The sequence below is a fragment of the Aurantimonas endophytica genome (assembly GCF_014196845.1).
GTDB classification, from domain to species: Bacteria; Pseudomonadota; Alphaproteobacteria; order Rhizobiales; family Rhizobiaceae; genus Aurantimonas; species Aurantimonas endophytica.
The window spans coordinates 542,381-557,349 of sequence record NZ_JACIEM010000004.1 but is presented as its reverse complement, the minus strand read 5'-3'; the positions used below and the strand labels follow the sequence as shown (position 1 = coordinate 557,349).

The following is a 14,969-nucleotide window of genomic DNA, read 5'->3' as shown; positions in this document are numbered from 1 at the left end:
CACCTGAGAGGGAGACGCCGATCATGAGCCAGACAGTTGAGACCACGGCTGAAGCGGCGGACTCCCTCGCGGTGACGATGGAGGGCGTCGACAAATATTACGGCGACTTCCATGCGCTGAAATCCATCGACCTGACGGTCCGCCGGGGCGAGAAGATCGTCCTGTGCGGCCCGTCGGGATCGGGCAAGTCGACCCTGATCCGCTGCATCAACCAGCTCGAGGCGGTCCAGAAGGGCAAGATCGTCGTCGACGGGATCGAGCTGACGGCCGGACCGAAGAATGTCGAGCTGGTCCGCCGTGACGTCGGCATGGTGTTCCAGCAGTTCAATCTCTTCCCGCACATGACGGTGTTGGAAAACTGCACGCTGGCGCCGATCAAGGTGCGCGGCGTGTCCAAGGCCGAGGCGCAGGAGACGGCGCGAAAATATCTCGCCCGCGTCCGCATCCCCGAGCAGGCCGACAAGTACCCGGCGCAGCTCTCGGGCGGCCAGCAGCAGCGCGTCGCCATCGCGCGCGCGCTGTGCATGAACCCCAAGATCATGCTGTTCGACGAGCCGACCTCGGCGCTCGACCCGGAGATGGTCAAGGAGGTGCTCGACACGATGATCGACCTTGCCGAAGAGGGCATGACGATGCTCGTCGTCACCCACGAGATGGGCTTTGCCCGGCGCGTCGCCGACCGGGTGATCTTCATGGACAAGGGCGAGATCGTCGAGATCGCCGACCCGGCGACCTTCTTCGATCACCCGCGCGAGCAGCGCACCAGGGATTTCCTCGGTCAGATCAGCCACTGATCCGATTGGGCGCTCGGCGGACGCTCCAGTTCAGCCGGCCCGCATCGCCTCGGCGGGATGCAACTCCCGCCCGGTCCCGGCGGTCAGTTCAGGAACTTCACCTCGACGCCCGGGTCGACGAGCTTCGCCAGTTCCATCGCGTCCCAGTTGGTCAGGCGCACGCAGCCATGCGAGGCGGTCTTGTCGATCTCGGATGGCTCGGCCGTGCCGTGAATGCCATAGGTCGGCTCCGACAGGTCGATCCAGACATTGCCGACCGGATTGTTGGGCCCGGCGGCAAGCACCAGCTTCTCGTCGTTTTCGCCCTGCTGGAAGTTCTCGTCCGGCCGGTAGGTATAGGTCGGGTCGACGGCAACGGCCTCGACCTCGTGCGTGCCCTCGGGCGACGGGTTCTCCTCGCTGCCGATGGTGGCAGGATAGGCCACGATCAGCTTGTCGTCGCCATCATAGGCACGGATCTGGGCCCCGCTCTTGTCGGCCTCGATGCGGGCGACCGCACCGTCCGTCCGCGGCTCGCCGATGTCGGCGACGAGGATCGTGGTGCCCTCGCTCATGTCCTTGCCGTCGTTCAGCGCCTTGAACAGCTCGATATCCATGTGGTGGCGCTCCGCCAGCATCTCCTCGATGCTGGTGTAACCCAGCGAATCCAGTTCGGCGCGCTTAACGTAGTCGTCGGGGATCTCGTCGATGAAGTCCTGGCCCGCATCGTCGGCGGTGATCTCGTAGTCGACCAGCAGCTCGGCCTCTTCCTCGCCGCCGAGCAACTTCCAGAGCTCTTCGTCGAGCTCGCCGTCGACGGTCAGGTCGTTCATTTCCTCGAAGGCCGAGAGCGCCTTGGTGACATTCTCGCCCTCGTAGCCGTCGATGACGCCGGGTGAGGCATCGGCCCGGTCGAGCAGGATCTGCGTCTTCAGCATCAGCGCGCTGGGGCCGTCCGTCGCCTCGGATCGGTCGGCCAGTTCGGCCTTGTTGACGTCGTCCTTGGAAATTTCGGCCGCCTGGACCGCGGCGGGCCATGCGCAGGAGATGGCCATGAGGCCGGTCATCAATGTCTTCGGGAACGGGCCCATGGCAATCTCCTGTGAAAGGGGCGATCCATGCAAGCGAGGAGACGCGGGGCCTCCGCGCTGCACGAATTCGCATAAAGAAAGGGCCGGTCGCGATGACCGGCCCTTCGTCGTTTGGTCTTAGAGCGTGTTGAGCTCGACCTCTTCGTCGGCCTCGTAGGCCGGCGCCGTCGTCGTATCGAACTCCGGCAGCGCGTCGATGTCCTCGTCGGTCATGCCGCGGAGGAGAAGCTCGTCGCCCCGCATGGACATGGCGTCGAGCGGCAGAGCAACCTCACGCTCGCCGAGACCCAGGAAACCACCTTCGGACAGGACGGCGTAGATGCGCTGGTCGACGAACACCAGACGCTCGACCTCACCGAGGTCCTCGTCGGCGCCGTTCACGACGTCACGACCGATGATCTCGGACGCGGCAACGGTCGTCGGCTGACCGGCTTCGATCGTCTCTTCGCCGGCACGCAGGCTGGCGAACTGGTCGTCGCCCTGGATCGAGGCAGTGGTGTCACCCGTCTCTTCGAACTGGATGTCCGGCTCGCCCGACTGGCTGTACTGGACGTTCGGCTCGCCGGTCTCGGAGAACTCGATGTTCGGCTCGGCCTGCTCATAGCTGACGCGCGGCTGGCTTTCCTCGATGTTCACCTGGGCTTCGCTCGCGCCGCCCTCACGAGTGACGACCGCCTGGCCTTCCTCGATATTGACGTTCGCCTCGTCCCGCTCCTCGACGTCGACCGTGGGCTCGTTGACGGCGATCTGCGGCTGGCCCTGCTCGACGTTGACCTCAGGCTGCGCTTGGCTGACGGAAACCTGCGGCTCCGGCGTCGTCACGTTGACGTCGGGGTCCGGCATGCGGACGATGATCTGCGGCTGCGGCTGATCGATCGTGATCGTCGGGCGGGGCATCTCGACGCGAATGGTCGGCTGCTGCTGACGCACGATGATCTCCGGCTGTGCCTGCTGGACCGACACCGTCGGGTCATCCTGACGAACCGAGACCTGCGGGTCGGCCTGATCGACGGTAACGTTCGGCTCCGGCTGCGTCACGACGATGCGGCCGCCGGTCGCGGTCAGGTCGGCGCCTTCGTTCTCTTCAAGCGCGCTCTCGGCTTCGGCAAGCCACGGGCCACAAGCGATCGGATCGTCCTGCTCGACGATCTGGCGGGCACCAACGACGAATTCCTCGTTGAAGAGCTCGGCGTTCTCATCGTTGATCACGCGAAGGTTTTCGCAAGCCTCGATATTGGCGGCGGTCTGTGCCGCATCCTGCGCCGAAGCCGAGGCGACCATGGCAGTCGTTCCGAGCAGCGATGCGGCGATCATGGATGTAAAGCGATAGTTCATTTTCACATATCCCTGTGATTTTGGTGATGTTCGGTAAAGGGACAGTGAGGGGAACGGTTCCGAAAAAGCCGCAATTAAATCCCGAAAACGACGATGAATCCGACATAAATAGCTGATTTCAATGTCATATTTTTCTTCGCCACAATGATTTGGATAAAGGCGGACTGGTGGCGCAGCCGTGTCGATACGACACTTTCTCACATGAAACTATTTTCCTAAGGGCATTTTATATTTATCGATAATCCATTCCGATAGCCGCCTAAGGGCGTAATTCCGAAGTGTGTATATGCGTTACATCCCGAGAATTAGTAACTCGTGTTATTTATTCGCATGTGTCTTATGGTGCAGTGGCTCCGCTGGCGTAGGCCTTCCCCGCTCTCGCGCCGTCCCCGTGCAGGCAAACCAGGAAAGCGACGTCGGATCGCTCAGCCAGCGGAAGGCGCGTTGTTTCAGGCCTTGCGGCGACGCCAGCGCCGGAACAGGCCGCGCTGCGACAACGGCTCGAACATCTCGGACGGGCCTTCCGGATCGAGAACCTCGTTGTCCGCCAGCCAGGCCTCGCCGTCGGAAATCTCTGGCATGCGATAGGGCCGGAGCGTGCGCCCCTTGCCCCTCAGCCCCTCGATCGCCTCGATCAGCGAGCCGCAACGGCTGATCGCATCGGCGATCGTTGCAGTGTCGCAGCCCAGATGCTCGGCCAGGAAATCGTCGCGGATCGCCGCGATCGTCGTCGGCACGGTCGGATCGTCGACCAGTGCCGCGTCGATCGTCACGTCGCACTCGGTATCGAGACGCATCGAGCGGTTGTTCATGTTGGACGATCCGATACGCAGCACCTGATCGTCCACTACCAGCACCTTGGCATGGACATAGATCGCTTCGCCGCCGTCATTGTAGGGATGGTACATTCGGAAGCGGCCGTCGCGGTCCTTGCGCTGCAACGCTTCGACGAAGCGCGCCCTTGCGGTGTTCATGGCGATCGGCTCGAGCCACCCCTCGGCGCTCTGCGGATTGACGATCACGATCTCCGGGCCCGCCGGCTCCTCGAGGCGGGCGGCGACGGCTTCGGCGATGCGGCGCGAAGCAAAGTACTGGCTCTCGGCATAGATGAAGCGCTTGGCCCGGGCGATCTGGTCGACATAGAGCTGCTCGATCTCGTGCACCGCGGGCCGCCCGTCCTGTTCCGGCGCAGAGCGAGAGATCGCCATCGGCACATCGCGGAACTGGGTCCACAACCCTTCCGGCCAGCTGGCCTTCACGCCCTCGATCGGATGCATCTCGGGCGTGCCGCCTGCCGCCTCCCAGCGCTGCCGGCAAACTTCGGCGAGCGAGGTGGTGATCGGCCCCGAAAAGGCGGATGTCGCGTCGTGCCAGGGCTTGTAGCGCCGGTTCGTCGTGGGCCGGCGTCGCCGCTCGTCCCTGTAGCGATGCTCCCGCGTGTCCCAGCGGTCGCCGGTCATGTCGATGCCGCCGCAAAAGGCGAAGCAGTCGTCGATGACGACGATCTTCTGGTGGTGCGACGAAGCCGGCGGGTGCGCGCCGTCCAGCTTGGTGTGGATGCGCGGATGGCGCATCCAGCCGATCAGCCGCAGGATGGTCGTGCCGCGGACCAGGGTAGCGGCCGCGCCGACATCCCAGCGCAGCAGGAAGACCTCGAGCTCGGGTCGCCGCTTCACCAGCCAGAGGATGAACTTTCCGAGCTTGCGCGGCCCGTCGTCGGCCACGTTGCGGCCGAAGCCGATCCGCGAGTCGAAGTCCCAGCCGACAAGGGTAATGCGTTGCTTGGCCTCCAGCATCGCGGCCCGGGCGAAATGGAAATAGTCGTCGGCATCGACGATCACCGAGGCGCGATCCGCCGTGTCGATCCGGAAACAGTTTCGGCCCGGCTCGAGACCATGGTCCGGCGGTTGTTGCATGCTGAATTGCCCAGGACTGATGTTGGGGAAGGTTCTCGATCGCTCGCGCGAGCGTAAAGAAAACCGTGCCGGCTACGCAACCCGCCCCGTCGGATACGCTGGTCCGACGGCCGTCGTCGCCGCGTCGGTGGCGCCGAGATCGCCTGCCGGACGCCTTGGCCAGATCGGCAGGATAGCGACGCTCACCGCTCGCCGGACAGGTCCCGCCGCACCTTTTCCAGCTCCTCCGCATAGCGGCGAAGCAGATAGCCCTCGGTCAGCAGCCCGACGACCTGATTCTCGCGGTCGAGCACCGCCAGTTCCTCCGCCTTGGCCCGCTGGAACGACCCGGCCGCGGTCCGGGCATTCATCGCCGGCGACAGCCATTCGTCACTGAACTTGAGCAGCCCCCCGATATCGGTGCGGCTGTCGGCCTCCGGCTCCTCGCGCTCGCCATAGGCCTCCGCGAGAAGAAGTATTCCGGCATATTTCCCCTCCTCGTCGACCGCCACGACGCGCGACGTGGAGCCGAGCGGAAACGCCTCCTTCAGCTCGGCGATGGTCGTGTTCACCGGCACGGTCTTCACGTCGGTGCGCATCATCGAGGCGACCGTCAGCGAGCGTATCCAGCCGACATCCTGCGCGCTGCGGATCGTCTCGCCGCGCAGATGCAGCCGCCAGGTCGAGAACGAGTAGCCGAACGTCTCGCGCACCAGCACCGAGGCGACGATGGCGGCCGCGAGCACGCCGCCGGCCAGCGCCAGGTCGCCGCTGACCTCGAGCGCGAGGAACGTCATGGTCAGCGGCCCGCCGACGACGCCCGTCGCCACAGCCGTCATGCCGACCAAAGCCGTCTCGATGGGACCGGCCGCGACCGACGGCGCGACGAAAGCGACCAGGGCCGCGAACAGTGTTCCGAGCAATCCGCCCACGAAGAGCGAGGCGAAGAACAGGCCACCGCGAAACCCGCTGCCGAGCGAGATGGCGGCGGCCATGATCTTCAGGACGAGCACGCCGAAGATCATCCCGAGAGCCGGATCCCTGGTGAGATCGAAATACAGGGCACCATTGCCGCTCGACAGGACCTGCGGCGTGACCAGGGCCAGCGCGCCGACCCCAAGCCCACCCAGCAGCGGCCGGAACTCGGTCCGCAGGCCGGTCTTGTTGAACAGGGAATCCACCAGCGTCACCAGCCGCATCAGCAGGATCGCCACGCCGCCGCCGACGAGGCCGAGCAGCAGGAACGGCACATAGTCCGCCGCCTCCAGCGCCTCGACCGCGCCAATGGTGATCGAGAACTGGACCGCCCCGAGCCAGTCGGCCGTCAGCGTCGCGGCAAGCGCCGCCGCCATCATCGGTGCCACGGCAGCGATCGTGTAGGTGCCGAGGATCAGTTCGAACGCGTAGAAGGCGCCGGTGAGCGGTGCGTCGAACGCCGCCGCCACGGCACCCGCCGCGCCGCTCGCCACCAGGATGCGCACGTCCCCGCGCCGCAGCTCCAGGACTCGCCCCGCCCAGGAGGCGACCGCGGCCGAGATCTGCGTGTAGCCGGCCTCGAGCCCGACCGACGCGCCGAATCCGTTCGAAATCATCGTCTGGGCGGCAAGGATGACGCTTTCGCGGAACGACATCCGGCCGCCATGCAGGGCGTTCGCCTCGATCGGGTCGACGGGGGGACGGGCGCGAAAGCGGCGGGCGAAGAAGATCGACAGGCCGATCAGGATGCCGCCCAGGGCCGGCACGAGCGCCATGCGCGGATCGAGCAGCGCCGCCTGCGCCGAAAGGCGTTCGCCCTCCGGGACGGCGAACAGCAGCCGATGGAGCTCCCTCGTCGCGAAGGTCATGCCGGCGACCACCGCGCCGGCGACGATGCCGATCAGGGCCGCGATCGGGACGAGAAGGACCGCCCGCCGCTGGATCGAGGCCTTGAGGAAGCGCCAGGCTCTGCCCGCACGCGACGCGTCCCACGACATTCGGGCATTCTCCGGCTGCACGTCCCGGCTTTCTATGCCCACCGCGGCCGCGTTCGTCCATCGGTCAGTTGATGACCGCGCAGGGCCGCTGCCCCGTAAGGCGGTCCGGCTCCTATGCCTGGCGCGTCGGCCGGGAAAGGTCCCGCGCTATCGAAAGCCTCCCGACTGACCGCCGGCTGCGACCGCGGCTCGAAGGCTCGTCGCTCACCCCTGCAGATCGACCGGCGAGCAATGGTCTTCCCATTGCTCCGGATTCGGCAGCGCCAGCATGTAGGCGACGTCCTCACGCGAGAAGCCCGCAGCCAACGCTTTCTGGACGTCGCTCCGCAGGACGAAGTCGGAACGGCCGACGCATTCGTCGTGCTCGTTCCTGCCCTTTCGTTCTGTCGCCATCATCGCCATCCCTTCGATCCGTTGGGTGCCCCGCGCTTACTGCTCCATCAGCTGAAACATCGTCACGCCGGGCACGACCGGCTTGCCCATAGTTAAGATTTTGCAACTGAACGCCTGATGAACGCGGCGAACCCCCGCTCCCTGACAGGGCGGAGCCGCATGCGAGGGCCAAGTTCCCGGCGGCGCCGCGGCCGTCGCGACGCGGCATTGCGGTGACGCTGGCCGCCGCTCGTCTCGATCCGGTGACCGCCGGCGTGTTTTTTGATTGCCGCGTTCAATGCCAACGCGTTATGCGGGGGAGCCGATACGGTGGGCGCCGTAGAAGGAGCAGGAATGGCGTTGCAGGACCGGCGGCCCCGCGATCGTGGGCCCAAGGGGCGTGACCTCGACGAGACCGCTCTGGCGGAGGTTCGAGAACTACTGGGTCCCGCCGAACGGCGACGGGACCTCCTCATAGAGTTCCTCCATCTGATCCAGGACCGCTATGGCTGCCTGTCGGCGGCGCATCTGCGCGCCCTGGCGGAAGACATGCGGCTGTCGCAGGCCGAAGTCTACGAGGTCGCTTCCTTCTACGACCATTTCGACGTCGTCCGTGAAGGCGAGCCGAAACCGGCGCCGCTGACCATCCGCGTCTGCGATTCGATCAGCTGCATGCTGGCCGGCGCCGAGTCCCTGCTCGGCGAACTCTCCGGCGCGGTCGATCCTTCCGCCATCCGCGTGGTCCGGGCCCCCTGCATGGGCCGCTGCGCCGCCGCGCCCGCCGCCCGCATCGGCGACCGTGAGGTCGACCACGCTACCAGCGACGGCCTGGTCGGCATGGCCGCCACCGGCGAGACGGAAGTGCGCGTCCCCGCCTACAACGACCTTCTCACCTACCTTTCGGGGGGCGGCTACAAGCTGCTCCAGACGGTCCGGGACGGCACGATCAGCATCGAAGCGCTGATGGAGACGATGCAGAACGCCGGCCTGCGAGGCCTCGGCGGCGCGGGCTTTCCGGCGGGCAAGAAATGGAGCTTCGTGCGCTCCTATCCGGCACCGCGGCTGATGTCGATCAACGGCGACGAGGGCGAGCCCGGCACGTTCAAGGATCGCTATTATCTCGAAAGCGACCCGCACCGGACGCTGGAAGGCGCGCTGATCGCCGCCTTCGCCGTCGAGGCCGAGCGCATCTATTTCTACATGCGCGACGAATACCCCGCCGTGCTGCAGATCCTGCGGACGGAGATCGCGGCCCTGGAGGCGGCGGGGATCACCCCGCCCGGCTTCATCGAGCTGCGCCGCGGCGCCGGCGCCTATATCTGCGGCGAGGAAAGCGCGATGCTGGAGAGCATCGAGGGCAAGCGCGGCCTGCCGCGCCACCGCCCGCCCTACATCGCCCAGATCGGCCTGTTCGGCCGCCCGACGCTCAACCACAATGTCGAGACGCTCTGGTGGCTGCGCGACATCGTCGAGAAGGGGGCCGACTGGTTTGCCAACCTCGGCAGCCCGGGCCATCCCGGCATCCGCTCGTGGTCCGTCTCCGGACGGGTGCGCGATCCCGGGGTCAAGCTGGCGCCGGCCGGCGTGACCGTGCGCCAGCTGATCGAGGACTATTGCGGCGGCATGACCGAGGGCGACACGTTCAAGGCGTATCTGCCGGGCGGTGCGTCCGGCGGCATCCTGCCGGCATCGATGGGCGACATCCCGCTCGATTTCGGCGGCGAGCTGGCGCTGCAGGGAGCCTTCGTCGGGTCGCACGCCGTTGTCGTCTTCTCCGACAAAGACAATATCAAGGATGCGGCCCTCAATCTGCTCAAGTTCTTCGAGCATGAGAGTTGCGGCCAGTGCACGCCCTGCCGCGAAGGCACCGGCAAGCTGGTGACGCTGCTGGAGACCAAGGGAACGCTGGACGAAGCGGCCATCAGGGACCTGGAGACCGTGCTGCGCGATGCATCGATCTGCGGCCTCGGCCAGGCGGCACCCAATCCGGTGAACCATCTTCTGACGCATTTCCGCGAGGAGCTGTCACGATGACGAGCACGATCAATTTCACCCTCGACGGCAAGTCCGTGGCGGCCGGCGAGACCGAGACGATCTGGGACGTCGCCAAGCGCGAGGGAACGAGGATCCCGCATCTCTGCCATGTCGACATGCCGGGCTACCGGCCCGACGGCAATTGCCGCGCCTGCATGGTGGAGGTCGACGGCGAGCGCGTGCTGGCGGCTTCCTGCATCCGCAAGCCCGCCGAGGGCATGGTCGTCCGCACCGATACCGAACGCGCCGTGAAGTCGCGCGAGATGGTGGTCGAGCTCCTCGCCAGCAACATGCGCGCCCGCGAGGACGGGCCGGACAACCAGTCGATGTTCTGGCAGTGGGCATCCTCGATGGGCGTCTCGGGCAGCCGCTACGCCTCGAAATTCGCCGGCGAGCATGTCGAGGCCGAGTTCGACATCTCCAATCCGGCGATCGCCGTCAACATGGATGCCTGCATCGCCTGCGGCGCCTGCGTGCGGGCCTGCCGCGAAGTGCAGGTCAACGACGTGATCGGCATGGCGCAGCGCGGCAACCGCACGGTGCCGGTTTTCGACATCCACGACCCGATGGGCCTGTCGACCTGCGTCACCTGCGGCGAGTGCGTCCAGGCCTGCCCGACCGGCGCGCTGTACGAGAAGTCGCTGATGGACGAGACGCGCACGCACCGCGCCGTCCAGGAATTCGACAAGGTGGTCGACAGCGTCTGCCCCTTCTGCGGCGTCGGCTGCCAGACCAAGGTCGCGGTCAAGGACAACCGCATCGTCCAGGTCGACGGGCGAGACGGCTACGCCAACGAAAACCGGCTCTGCGTCAAGGGCCGCTTCGGCTTCGACTACGCCATGTCGCCGGAGCGTCTGACCAGGCCGCTGATCCGCCGCGACGACGCGCCGAAGACCGGCGATCTCGACATGCGTGGCGTCGATCCGCTGACGATCTTCCGCGAAGCGACGTGGGAAGAGGCGATGGCGCGCGCCGCCGGCGGGCTGAAGTCGATCCTCGATCGCGACGGCGGCCAGGCGCTGGCGGGCTTCGGCTCGGCCAAGGGCTCCAACGAGGAGGCCTATCTGTTCCAGAAGCTGGTCCGCCAGGGCTTCGACACCAACAATGTCGACCATTGCACGAGGCTCTGCCATGCCTCGTCCGTCGCTGCGCTGATGGAAGGTGTCGGATCGGGCGCCGTCTCGGCGCCGTTCAACGACGCGATGAAGGCGGACTGCATCGTCGTCATCGGCGCCCGCCCGACCACCAACCACCCGGTCGCCGCGACCTATTTCAAGCAGGCCGCCAAGCGGGGCAAGAAGCTGATCGTCATCGATCCGCGCGGCCAGGACCTGATGCGCCACGCGACTCACTCGCTGCGCTTCCGCGCCGGCAGCGACGTCGCCATGCTGAACGCGATGATCAACGTGATCATCGAGGAGAAGCTCTATGACGAGCAGTACATCCAGGCCAACGTCGCCGGCTTCGAGGCGCTGCGCGAGAAGGTGAAGGACTTCACGCCGGAGGCGATGGCCGAGGTCTGCGGCATCCCGGCCGAGATGCTGCGCGACGTCGCGCGCACCTATGCGACGGCGGAGCGCTCGATCATCTTCTGGGGCATGGGCATCTCGCAGCACACCCACGGTACCGACAATTCCCGCTGCCTGATCGCGCTCGCCCTGATCACCGGCCATATCGGCCGGCCGGGCACCGGTCTCCACCCGCTGCGCGGCCAGAACAACGTCCAGGGCGCCTCAGACGCCGGGCTGATCCCGATGTACTACCCCGACTACAAGTCGGTCGAGAACGTCGACATCCGCGCGAGCTACGAGAATTTCTGGGGGCAGACCCTCGATCCGAAGCGCGGCCTCACCGTCGTCGAGATCATCGACGCGATCCATGACGGCGAGATCAAGGGCATGTACGTCATGGGCGAGAACCCGGCGATGTCGGATCCCGACCAGATCCACGCCCGCGACGCCCTGGCGAAGCTCGAGCATCTCGTCGTGCAGGACATCTTCCTGACCGAGACCGCCTGGCATGCCGACGTGGTGCTGCCGGCTTCGGCCCATGCCGAGAAGCTCGGCACCTTCACCAACACCAACCGGCAGGTGCAGATCGGCCGGCCGGCGCTGGATCTGCCGGGCGATGCCCGGCAGGACTGGGAGCTGATCGTCGAGCTCGCCCAGCGTCTCGGGCTGGACTGGAACTATGGCCACGTCTCGGAGGTCTACACCGAGATGGCGTCGGTGATGCCGTCGCTGAAGCACATTTCCTGGGAGCGCGTGGAGCGGGAGGAATCCGTCATCTACCCCGCCGACGGGCCGGACGTGCCGGGCAACGAGATCATCTTCACGACCAGCTTCCCGACCGAGGACGGGCGGGGCCTCATCGTCCCCGCCGATCTGCTGCCGCCGGACGAGGTACCCGACGAGGAATACCCGCTGGTGCTGACCACCGGCCGACTGCTCGAACACTGGCACACCGGCGCGATGACGCGGCGGGCCGGTGTCCTCGACGCCATCGAGCCGCAGGGCATTGCCGCGATGAACCCGCGCGAGATCGGTCGCCGCGGCCTCCGGCAGGGCGACATGATAGCCGTCGAGACCCGCCGCGGCACGGTCGAGGCGATCCTCAGGGCGGATCGCGAGGTTGCCGACGGCATGGTGTTCATGCCGTTCTGCTTCAACGAGAGCCCGGCGAACCGGCTGACCAACCCGATGCTCGACCCCTTCGGGAAGATCCCCGAGTTCAAGTACTGCGCCGCTCGCATCGCGACTTTGCCGCAGGTCGAGGCGGCCGAGTAGCGTCGGCCGCCTGGCCCTTGCCGCCGGGACGGGACCTTTGGCTCTGCCCCGGCACCCTGCACCCTTGGCGCTACGCCTGCGCACCTTGGTCGAAGCGGGCGCCGGGTTGCCCTGACAGCTGATGGCCTGTACCCGAGGGCCTGCCCGACGCCGGGCGGCCTTGCGCCGCCACGTCGACAGGAAACAGAAAGGCTCCGCCATGGATCTTGGTCTCACCGGCAAGCGCGCCCTCGTCCTCGCCTCCTCCCGCGGCCTCGGGCAGGGCATCGCCGAGGCTCTGGCGGCGGAAGGCGCGAATGTCCTCCTCTGCGGGCGCAGCAGCGAGAAGCTCGCGGCCAATTGCGAAGCGATCAACGCGAGGGGCGCCGGCAAGGCCGACTACGTCACCGCCGACCTCGCCGCGCCGGACTTCGCGGCGATGCTGCACCAGGCGGCGCTCGACAAGCTCGGCGGCATCGACATCCTGGTCAACAACACCGGCGGGCCGCCTCCCGGCGGCGCCATCGGCATGGATGTCAGCGTGCTCGACGCCCAGTTCCAGATGATGGTGCACCAGGTCATCGACCTCACCAACCGCGTCCTGCCGTCCATGCGTGAGGCTGGCTGGGGCCGCATCCTCACCGTCGCCTCCTCCGGCGTCGTCCAGCCGATTCCCAACCTCGCTCTGTCGAACACGCTGCGCTCGGCGCTGGTCGGCTGGTCGAAATCGCTGGCCAACGAGGTCGCGGCCGACGGCGTCTCTGTCAACATGCTGCTGCCGGGGCGCATCCACACCGAGCGCACCGACGAGCTCGACGACGCCAATTCGAAGAAGACCGGAAAGTCGGTGGCGGAGGTCCGCGACGCCGCGCTCGCGGCGATCCCGGCCAAGCGCTACGGCGACGTCAAGGAATTCGCCGCCGTCGCCGCCTTCCTGGTCTCGGGCCCGGCGAGCTACATCACCGGCTCGGTGGTGCGCTGCGACGGCGGCGCCGTCCGCTCGGTCTGACCGTCCGCGGATCGGCTCCTGCCGATCCGGCCGCCGGCCCATAGCTCAAGGAGCCGCCATGGCCTCGAAGGAAGCCCAGCACCCGTTCTACCGGCCGCTCTGGGTCCGGATCACGATCGTCGCCGTGGTGATCGGCTGGTCGGTGCTGGAATGGGTCAACGACGAGCCGATCTGGGGCGTCCTCACCGCGGGGATCGCGGCGTGGGGGATCTGGATGTTCTTCATCACCTACGACCCGGATGCGCCGCGGGCGGCGGATGACGCGACGCGGCCGGCGGAGGCGGGCGACGACGAGCCGGGGTCGCCGAAGCGCGATTGAGGCGGCGCTTAGCCGGCGCCCGGCCGACGGCTCCTCGTCGACGATTCGGATGCACAAGGCTGGATCCTCGGGACGGGGCCCGAGGATGACGACCTGATAGAGACCGACGCGTTCTCACCGAGAGTGGCTGCTGGCAGTCCTGCAGTGGTTTAGGCAGCGCCGGATACCGCTGTCGCGCACCGCTCCATCAACGCCGGCGACTTCCCTATCTCCTTCCTCCCGGCGTCATCCTCGGGCCCCGTCCCGAGGATCCAGTCGCACCGCGTCAGCCACCGACCATCACGCCACCGTCGGCGGGAGGCCCTACCCCCGGCGGTGCCGCCGTGCTGTCGCCAACCCGCAGATGCCCCTGCATCACCAGCTTGCCGCCGTCCTGCAGCGCCGCCGGCGTCCTGCCGGCAAGGATGTCGATGAGCAGGCGGGCGCCGGCGGCGCCCAGCGCAAAGCGCGGCTGGGCGATGGTGGTGAGCGTCGGCTCGCAGTAATCGGCGAACTCGATGCCGTCGAACCCGACGACGGAAAGGTCGCGCGGGATCTGCAGCCCCGCGGCGGTGACGGTCTTCATGAAGGCCACGGCGCATTCGTCGTTGCCGCAGATCACGCCGGTGGGCCGGTCCGTCATCTCCAGATACGCGCGAGCGCCGGCGACGCCGCCGGTGAACTGGTAGTTGCCGGCATATTGCGTCAGCGCATCGGAGCCGAGGCCGGCAGCGTCGATCCCCGCCACGATGCCGCGATGGCGAACCGTCTCGTTGTAATTGCCGGTGGGGCCGGTGACGTAGAAGATCCGCCGATGGCCGAGGCCAATGAGATGGTCCACCTGCGCCCGCGCCGCCGCCTCGTCGTCGAGCAGCACCGCCGGCAGGCCCGGCACCAGCGGATCGGCGCAGATCGCCACGGCCGGCAGGCCGGCGTCGAGGATCGACCGTCCGCTGACCTCAGGCAGCATGCCGGACGTGGTGAGCAGTCCGGCAAGGTTGCCGGAAGCGGCCAGTTCGATCAGCCGCAGGTCGCGGTCGACGCCCTCCATGTAGCCGGTGATCAGCACGTAGCCGGCATCCGCCAGCGTCACGTCGATCCCGTGCAGCACCTCGGAGAAGAACGGCGGGTTGCTGCGGCGTGGAACGACCACGAGGACCAGCTGCGACGTGCCGCCACGCAGTTGCCGCGCCACGCTGTTCGGCGTGTAGCCAAGCGCCTCGACCGCCGCGAGAACCTTGCGCCGCGTCTCGTCGCGCAGCTTCTCCGGGGCGGAAAGCGCGCGGCTCACCGTGGCGACCGAAACGCCCGCCTGCAGCGCCACGTCCCCGATGCGGGGCGACCGCCTCGCCTGTTCCACCTGCCTGCTCCGAATGCGAAAATCACCCGCTTGTAATCGATTACTTTTCAGATTACCATCCTTG

Annotated in this window: 11 protein-coding genes; 5 read left to right on the top strand and 6 right to left on the bottom strand. The window is 67.0% G+C overall.

Annotation, left to right across the window (positions count from 1 at the left end; translation table 11 throughout):
* The first annotated feature begins 23 nt into the window (after positions 1–23).
* The gene (locus GGR03_RS17115) at positions 24–794 is read left to right on the top strand and encodes an amino acid ABC transporter ATP-binding protein (RefSeq protein ID WP_183209953.1); all 771 of its coding nucleotides are present in this window, start codon (positions 24–26) and stop codon (positions 792–794) included.
* Between the two features lie 83 nt (positions 795–877).
* Here the strand turns inward: GGR03_RS17115 and GGR03_RS17110 are convergent, their stop codons facing one another.
* The 5 genes from GGR03_RS17110 to GGR03_RS17090 all read right to left on the bottom strand — a co-directional run bounded on the left by GGR03_RS17110 (position 878) and on the right by GGR03_RS17090 (position 7,460).
* Positions 878–1,864, bottom strand: coding sequence for a L,D-transpeptidase family protein (locus tag GGR03_RS17110; RefSeq protein WP_246368107.1), 987 nt, complete (start codon positions 1,862–1,864; stop codon positions 878–880).
* A 117-nt stretch (positions 1,865–1,981) separates the two neighbouring features.
* Positions 1,982–3,199, bottom strand: coding sequence for a PRC-barrel domain-containing protein (locus GGR03_RS17105; RefSeq protein ID WP_183209952.1), 1,218 nt, complete (start codon positions 3,197–3,199; stop codon positions 1,982–1,984).
* Positions 3,200–3,648: 449 nt separating this feature from the next.
* Positions 3,649–5,115 carry a phospholipase D-like domain-containing protein gene (locus GGR03_RS17100; RefSeq protein WP_183209951.1) on the bottom strand — a complete coding sequence of 489 codons (1,467 nt, stop codon included), beginning with the start codon at positions 5,113–5,115 and terminating at the stop codon, positions 3,649–3,651.
* Between the two features lie 182 nt (positions 5,116–5,297).
* Positions 5,298–7,067, bottom strand: a complete 1,770-nt coding sequence (locus GGR03_RS17095; protein WP_183209950.1) for a chloride channel protein — start codon at positions 7,065–7,067, stop codon at positions 5,298–5,300.
* Between the two features lie 204 nt (positions 7,068–7,271).
* Positions 7,272–7,460 carry a hypothetical protein gene (locus tag GGR03_RS17090; protein WP_183209949.1) on the bottom strand — a complete coding sequence of 63 codons (189 nt, stop codon included), beginning with the start codon at positions 7,458–7,460 and terminating at the stop codon, positions 7,272–7,274.
* Positions 7,461–7,793: 333 nt separating this feature from the next.
* Here GGR03_RS17090 and GGR03_RS17085 point away from each other — a divergent pair, with 333 nt between their 5' ends.
* The 4 genes from GGR03_RS17085 (at position 7,794) to GGR03_RS17070 (ending at position 13,566) form a co-directional block, all read left to right on the top strand.
* A complete protein-coding gene (locus GGR03_RS17085) occupies positions 7,794–9,473 on the top strand; it encodes an NADH-ubiquinone oxidoreductase-F iron-sulfur binding region domain-containing protein (protein WP_183209948.1) in 1,680 nt (559 codons plus the stop codon).
* The gene (gene fdhF / locus GGR03_RS17080; protein WP_183209947.1) at positions 9,470–12,259 is read left to right on the top strand and encodes a formate dehydrogenase subunit alpha; all 2,790 of its coding nucleotides are present in this window, start codon (positions 9,470–9,472) and stop codon (positions 12,257–12,259) included. Before GGR03_RS17085 ends, fdhF begins: the two co-directional genes overlap by 4 nt.
* A 199-nt stretch (positions 12,260–12,458) precedes the next feature.
* On the top strand, positions 12,459–13,247 hold the full coding sequence (locus GGR03_RS17075; RefSeq protein WP_183209946.1) for an SDR family oxidoreductase: 789 nt from the start codon (positions 12,459–12,461) through the stop codon (positions 13,245–13,247).
* A gap of 58 nt (positions 13,248–13,305) precedes the next feature.
* A complete protein-coding gene (locus tag GGR03_RS17070) occupies positions 13,306–13,566 on the top strand; it encodes a hypothetical protein (protein ID WP_183209945.1) in 261 nt (86 codons plus the stop codon).
* Positions 13,567–13,831: 265 nt separating this feature from the next.
* On the opposite strand, the gene GGR03_RS17065 is transcribed toward GGR03_RS17070, so the two are convergent.
* Positions 13,832–14,905 (bottom strand): substrate-binding domain-containing protein, encoded by a 1,074-nt coding sequence (locus GGR03_RS17065; RefSeq protein ID WP_183209944.1) that lies wholly within the window; start codon positions 14,903–14,905, stop codon positions 13,832–13,834.
* Positions 14,906–14,969: the final 64 nt, after the last annotated feature.

What these genes read in the sequence shown, in the direction of transcription:
- GGR03_RS17105 (WP_183209952.1), bottom strand. Translation starts at nt 3,199, where the DNA reads ATGAACTATCGCTTTACATCCATGATCGCCGCATCGCTGCTCGGAACG.
- GGR03_RS17090 (WP_183209949.1), bottom strand. Translation starts at nt 7,460, where the DNA reads ATGGCGACAGAACGAAAGGGCAGGAACGAGCACGACGAATGCGTCGGC.
- GGR03_RS17070 (WP_183209945.1), top strand. Translation starts at nt 13,306, where the DNA reads ATGGCCTCGAAGGAAGCCCAGCACCCGTTCTACCGGCCGCTCTGGGTC.
- GGR03_RS17075 (WP_183209946.1), top strand. Translation starts at nt 12,459, where the DNA reads ATGGATCTTGGTCTCACCGGCAAGCGCGCCCTCGTCCTCGCCTCCTCC.
- GGR03_RS17095 (WP_183209950.1), bottom strand. Translation starts at nt 7,067, where the DNA reads ATGTCGTGGGACGCGTCGCGTGCGGGCAGAGCCTGGCGCTTCCTCAAG.
- GGR03_RS17085 (WP_183209948.1), top strand. Translation starts at nt 7,794, where the DNA reads ATGGCGTTGCAGGACCGGCGGCCCCGCGATCGTGGGCCCAAGGGGCGT.
- GGR03_RS17110 (WP_246368107.1), bottom strand. Translation starts at nt 1,864, where the DNA reads ATGGGCCCGTTCCCGAAGACATTGATGACCGGCCTCATGGCCATCTCC.
- fdhF (WP_183209947.1), top strand. Translation starts at nt 9,470, where the DNA reads ATGACGAGCACGATCAATTTCACCCTCGACGGCAAGTCCGTGGCGGCC.
- GGR03_RS17100 (WP_183209951.1), bottom strand. Translation starts at nt 5,115, where the DNA reads ATGCAACAACCGCCGGACCATGGTCTCGAGCCGGGCCGAAACTGTTTC.
- GGR03_RS17115 (WP_183209953.1), top strand. Translation starts at nt 24, where the DNA reads ATGAGCCAGACAGTTGAGACCACGGCTGAAGCGGCGGACTCCCTCGCG.